Source organism: Candidatus Acidulodesulfobacterium acidiphilum, from assembly GCA_008534395.1.
Classification (GTDB): domain Bacteria; phylum SZUA-79; class SZUA-79; order Acidulodesulfobacterales; family Acidulodesulfobacteraceae; genus Acidulodesulfobacterium_A; species Acidulodesulfobacterium_A acidiphilum.
The window spans coordinates 1-5,369 of record SHMQ01000060.1; the positions used below are offsets into that span (position 1 = coordinate 1).

9 protein-coding genes are annotated in these 5,369 nt (G+C 34.6%); all 9 read right to left on the reverse strand.

The genetic code is table 11. From position 1 onward, the window contains the following. Nucleotides 1–183 (reverse strand): hypothetical protein (locus tag EVJ48_10220; protein ID RZV36600.1); only part of this gene is annotated, 183 nt, incomplete at its 3' end. Between the two features lie 71 nt (nucleotides 184–254). Next, a complete protein-coding gene (locus EVJ48_10225) occupies nucleotides 255–779 on the reverse strand; it encodes a rhodanese-like domain-containing protein (GenBank protein RZV36601.1) in 525 nt (174 codons plus the stop codon). A gap of 268 nt (nucleotides 780–1,047) precedes the next feature. Next, on the reverse strand, nucleotides 1,048–1,320 hold the full coding sequence (locus tag EVJ48_10230; GenBank protein RZV36602.1) for a hypothetical protein: 273 nt from the start codon (nucleotides 1,318–1,320) through the stop codon (nucleotides 1,048–1,050). A gap of 12 nt (nucleotides 1,321–1,332) precedes the next feature. Next, the gene (locus EVJ48_10235; protein RZV36603.1) at nucleotides 1,333–1,638 is read right to left on the reverse strand and encodes a hypothetical protein; all 306 of its coding nucleotides are present in this window, start codon (nucleotides 1,636–1,638) and stop codon (nucleotides 1,333–1,335) included. A gap of 71 nt (nucleotides 1,639–1,709) precedes the next feature. Continuing rightward, nucleotides 1,710–2,006 carry a hypothetical protein gene (locus EVJ48_10240; protein RZV36604.1) on the reverse strand — a complete coding sequence of 99 codons (297 nt, stop codon included), beginning with the start codon at nucleotides 2,004–2,006 and terminating at the stop codon, nucleotides 1,710–1,712. Nucleotides 2,007–2,050: 44 nt separating this feature from the next. Continuing rightward, nucleotides 2,051–3,229, reverse strand: a complete 1,179-nt coding sequence (locus EVJ48_10245; protein RZV36605.1) for a YeeE/YedE family protein — start codon at nucleotides 3,227–3,229, stop codon at nucleotides 2,051–2,053. Between the two features lie 49 nt (nucleotides 3,230–3,278). Further along, entirely contained in the window at nucleotides 3,279–3,539 is a 261-nt protein-coding gene (locus tag EVJ48_10250; GenBank protein ID RZV36606.1) for a sulfurtransferase TusA family protein, read from the reverse strand. 39 nt (nucleotides 3,540–3,578) lie between these two features. Beyond that, nucleotides 3,579–4,595, reverse strand: coding sequence for a hypothetical protein (locus tag EVJ48_10255; GenBank protein RZV36607.1), 1,017 nt, complete (start codon nucleotides 4,593–4,595; stop codon nucleotides 3,579–3,581). A gap of 65 nt (nucleotides 4,596–4,660) precedes the next feature. Next, nucleotides 4,661–5,248, reverse strand: coding sequence for a TetR/AcrR family transcriptional regulator (locus EVJ48_10260; GenBank protein RZV36608.1), 588 nt, complete (start codon nucleotides 5,246–5,248; stop codon nucleotides 4,661–4,663). Between the last annotated feature and the right edge of the window lie 121 nt (nucleotides 5,249–5,369).

Genomic DNA, 5,369 nt, shown 5'->3' on the forward strand with positions numbered 1-5,369 from the left:
TTTTTTTGACTTGCTTCCGCTGCCTTTTTTTGCCTTTTTTGAAGTTTTTTTAGTCATAGCAGAATGCTTCATAAAATGGCCGCCCTGAAAAGCATATGCGCTTGAGCCTGAAGCCGCGCCTATTCCAAAAGCAAATATCACAGCTAACACGGCGGTAAATATAATATTGTTAATTTTTTTCACGAATTATCACCCCCTTATTTCTATCCAATTTTTTTTTGATTTTCATTTTTTAAAACGCAAAATTCATTTTATTAATGTACGAGCGGGAAGTTTCCAAATGCTATTTTATTTCTATGAAGCAAGTCTATTTTTGGATTCCAAGACGACATGCCGAATCTTAATATTTTCACGTTATAGCCCATCGTCTTTAATAATGCCGCGGCCATTGACTCCCACTGTCCCACGTAGCAAATGCTTATAATCGTCCTATGTTTTGGAAGCATTTTTAAATACTTAGGCGTGAAAAGAACCTGTAAAGGTATATTATGCGCTCCGGCTATATGTCCCATTTTCACGAATGCAGCATGTTCTCTGACGTCTAACAGAAAATATTGTTTCGGATTATGTTCTACAATATATTCTTTATAAAGCACCGGCGCTAAAATTTGAGGAACGCCGACTATTCCCACCGCATTAGGCTTTGAACTTACGTGATGAGGGTTCATCGCTTGATAAGCCTTTTGCGCCAACATTTGGTTAAAATTTCCGGCATAAGAAACTGCCGCAGACGAAAGTAAAAAAATCACGCTCAAACTTAAAATAATAAACTTTTTCATAGTCTTACCTCCTTTTCAATTTTCAATTGAATTTATTCTTACAACTATATTATAACATTATCTTCATATCACCAGCAAAATATTTTATCGTATTTAAATACGTCCGCTATAAAACCGTCATAGTTTATTCCCGGTTCGTAAAGTCTGATAATTTTCGTATCGTAAGATTTGGAATGCAATTCCATAATTTCAGTTTCCGTTTTTGACGGTTCTCTTTTTAAAACATGAAGTATTTTCATATTTTATTCTCCGCAATAAATAATTAATATTAATATGGTATAACTATATCGTATTCGAGCATTTTATCCGCCAGTTCTTCATTAGAAATATATTCGAATTGATTATCCCTGCAATTTGTTAAAACTGGAAGTTCAAGCATATTTAGAACCATATCGAGATGCTTGTTTATAACCTTATTATCTTCAAGTTTTCTATCAAGAACGTATACTTCTACTTTATCGTCAAGGAGCGTTAACCCTCCCGACATTCTAAGCGCTTCGGCTTGTCTGTCGCGCGTAAATACAGCAATCTTTTTTGTCATTTTTCCCCCATTTTAAAAAACCAGAAACCTGTCTTCGCTTGTCAATGAGTTTATTATACTTGCGTTTTCGTACTGGGAAGCATACAGGAAACCTTCTATCTTTTCATGTATGCTTCTTATGCTGCATGAATATTCGCAAAGCGAGACATCCGAACCGGCTTCTTTTAATTTTCCGACGAAACCCGAATCGTTTAATAAATTGACTCCGTCGTCCATTATAAAACATTTCAATTCATATCCTGATTTTTTAGCGCTGTTTATGATTTTTTCTAAGTAATCTTTATATTTATCCGTCGTTATTAAAAGAGCAAGTTTCATTTATAAATCCTCAATGTTATTATATTTTATATTCTTCGTAAAACTTGTTTCTACAACAAATTTAAAAACAATTAATAATGAGGAGATACCCCGCTTTCCGTATCCTTAACCTCTTGCTGTCCGGATTTCAGCACATATTCCCTTATTAAAAGAAGAATTGCGCCTATAATCATGATTACCCCCCACAAGATAAAACTCTCTTTTATTCCTGCTATAGCTTCATTGGATAATTTACCTATAACCTTATCTTTATTTAAATAAGATAAGAAAAATGAGGCATATATAGTAAATAATCCGTATAAAGCCAATAATGTTATTCCGCACCAGTTATGATTTTTTCTTTTTTTCATATTGTTAGCCGCAGCCATATAAATTCTCCCTTAAAAGTAAAGATAAATTTAATACTTCATTTTTACCATATCGCCTGTTGAAATTTAAGAGCAAGATACATTCCTAAAACAAGGGTCGGCAAAAATAACATTCCCGCCCATGAAAACATTAAAAATCCAGACCATAAAGTACCTATATTGCATCCTAAAGCTATTCTTGCGCCTACGCCTGTAAAAATACCGCCGATAAAATTTTGAAGAAACATTATTTTTCTTTTCGGCACTCTCCATTTGAATTCACCGCCTAAAATAGCCGTAGTGGTGGCGCCGGCAAATGTGGTTATAACAAGCAATGTCATCGGAATTGCAACCGGCACTATCTGAAACCAGTTTGACGATATTTTGGGCAAAAACGATGCTTTATAATGCCCTACAGCAGTATATAGATTTATGAAAGGTGCTAAAATGTAAGTATCAAAACTGCCGTAAGGAGTTGTTACGCCCATATAAGCAACTTTATGGACGGTAAAATATGACGTTATAAAAACTATAACTGCAACCACGGCAAATAATATCCCGCCCAACCTCGGAGAATAAGCCTCTTTAAATTTCAACATATCCCACGTTATTATCGGCTCCTTATAGTTTACGCCGCGTTCTTTACTGATTTTGCCAAATCTCCTTTTGGTCAAATATAATCCCAAAATGAGAAATGTACCGCCGAAAATTAGAGCCACTACAAACGGTCCCCATACTGCGTTTCCAAACCATTCATGAGGAATATAGTCGGCAAGTCCCGGTTTTAAGCCAAGCCACGGTATAGTGTGTAAAATCCAGTATAGAAAATTAGTCAGCGGGAATATTATGAATGCAAAGAATATTGTTCCTACCAGTATTCCGAATAATTGCATCCAGTTTTGCGTAAATCCCGAGCCTGCCCTGAATATTAATCCGCTCATGCATGCTCCGCATAGTCCTATGCCGAAACCAAACAAAAGCGAGCCGACTAAATCATACCATCCCGAAGGAAATACGCCTTGGACTGCAGATTGTATCGGAACTATTCCTAACGATTCTATAATGCCGAAAGCAAGAATAGAAATTCCAAAAGCCAGCAATATACCTTCTAAGATTTTTGTATCTCTTGCCATAAACATATTATTTGTTGCAAGCACGAAACACATTCTTCCCCTTTCGAGCGCAGCCCCGAAAATTAAGCCTGCGATACCTATTATAGCGTATTCAAGAAAATAAGGATTCATAATTTACATACCCCCCTATAGTTAAATTATAACTAGTTAAATATTGAGCTTATGATGTTTTTTTAATTTTAATGGTAAATTCACCAGGAGCAGTCTTTGTTACGCAGTAAGGATAATTTAACTTATTAAGCATGGACGGGAACGAATTCTCTACCGCCGCCGCATGGTCGGTATAAACCTCCAGCACCTGCCCCACTTTCATTTTGTTGAGCTTTTTATGAGCCATAGCTTCCGGAATAGGACATGTTTCGCCTAAAACGTCTAATGTTTCATCCGGTTTTACGTTTTCTAAACTTTTTTCTTCCGCCATTTAAATCCCTCCTTTTAAGATATTAAATTAGAAATTAAATTAAAAGCTTTCCTGCCAAATAGGTCCTTTATACGGGAAAAACTCTTTTCCTTTAGTTGCGCCGCTAATTTTGGTTACCGTTCCATCCCCGCTGTTTGCCGTCCAGACATCGCCATTATCGTCTATTAATATAAAATTAGGATTTTTCCCTGTCTTATATGTATTTAAAACCCTGCCCGAACGGCTTAACTTCACGACTTTATCGGCATATATACAGGCGACGAACATGTTTCCGGTAGTGCTTAGCGCAATTCCGTAAGGCGCTCCTTTTATGTTAATTTTTTCTAAAATTTTACCGTTTTTATTAAATTTTAAAACGCTGTCGCTTAACCCGTTCGTAACATATATATTTCCTGCAGGACCTATAGCAATGCCTTCCGGTTTTCTTTGAGCATCAAATACTTTTATTATCTTTCCGCTTTTGTTTAATACGGTAACGGTGCCTTTGTTTGTGAAGTTCGTAACATATATTAAACCGTTATCGTTTAAAACTATACCGTATGGAGCTATCCCTGCATAAAAAATCTTTAAAACCGTAAGCGACGGGCTTAATTTCGTAACTGTCTTTGAATGTATGGATGTTACATAAATATTTCCATCGGGTCCAACGGCGATTCCTGCCGGAATAATTCCAACTTTTACTTTTTTAAGAATTTGACCTTTATTATTAAGCTTTACTACATTTCCTATGCCTGTCGATACATAAACATAGCCGGTTTTGCTGATAACAATTCCCGAAGGCGCCCAATCGGTATTAATATTTTTAATTAATTTACCGTTTTGGTTAAGTTCAATCACATTATTAAAACCGCTTATAGCGGCATAAACATTATCTTTTTTGCCGACCGCAAGTCCATAAGGGGTAGTTCCTACCTTAAAATTCGACTCTGTCGCCGCATTTGCGCTATTATTAATATTTCCTGAATCGATTAAAAAAATAAACGATAAAAGTAAAAATAATGAAAATTGAAGAAGTTTTTTCATCAAGTTATTTAAATAATTTTTAACGTATTCCATAATAATAAATTTGTTGTCCGTTACTAACAATTTAACTTGTTTCGTAATTTATAACGATAAGATTTTTAATGCTTATTTTTAAAAATAGATTTAGAAATACCGTCAAACAACGGATCTGTATATCCAATTAAATCCTTTTGTATTATACTTTCCATTTTTAACTGAATTATCCTAATAACAGGCCCCATTATCAAAGACGATGCTATTAATATATCCATATCCCTAAAAACACCCTCTTCAATTTTAGCTTTTATAAATTTTTTGATGTATTCAAAGGGCTTGGCTGAACATATCGGCAAAGCTTCGGGCAAAAAATCTTTATGTTTAGTGTAAAGCACATATTTCATAAGATGCGGCTCTTCATCCGTTAATTTAAATAACGTAAATATAATAGATTTTAACGCCTCTCGATCGTTGGGTGATTTTTCTACAGCCGATACTATTTTGTTTAAAAGAATCTCGATTGCGGTATCGTATAAAAACTGTGCAATCTTTTTTTTTGAAGAGAAATGATAATATATTGCGCCTGAGCTTAATCCTGTTCCTTTAGAAATATTTCTTATTCCGACATTGCTATAACCGTTTTCGGCAAAGCTTTCCATACAGTAATCAAATATCTTTTTTTTTGTTAATTCGGATACTTCTTTGCTCATGTTTATTAAAATTAAAAAGAACGTTCGTTATGTTTTATATTTTTATTATATCAAAATTAAGCATAGAGTCAACATGATTTTAAATTAATTTTTTAAATTAGTTCTATATATCCAAATAAAG